Consider the following 255-nt stretch of genomic DNA (forward strand, 5'->3'; position numbering starts at 1 on the left):
TATTTTGTGCAATCAATTCTAAATCGATAAATGTTCTTTCTAGCAGTGATTCCCCCTTTTTAAGTGGCATCCGAGCAGTGCCTGTCTGTCGAATGTAATTCCATACCAGTTCATCAGGATTAAGATCAGGGGCATAGGGTGGCAAGAGAAAAATGCTTAGTTTTCCTTGCTGTCCTGCTACAAATTGACGTACTTTTATGCACTGGATGACCATCCATGATCACAAAAATTGGTTTTTTGCGATTGCTAATAAGG

At 39.6% G+C, this 255-nt stretch carries 1 pseudogene; it reads right to left on the reverse strand.

The annotated features are described in order from the left end of the window. Window positions 1–88: 88 nt before the first annotated feature. A pseudogene (locus ACQ96U_RS27275) lies at window positions 89–193 on the reverse strand (transposase); the annotation flags it as partial. Window positions 194–255 lie beyond the last annotated feature (62 nt).

Origin of the sequence: Zooshikella sp. RANM57 (genome assembly GCF_050749885.1) — a bacterium.
Taxonomy (GTDB): Bacteria; Pseudomonadota; Gammaproteobacteria; order Pseudomonadales; family Zooshikellaceae; genus Zooshikella.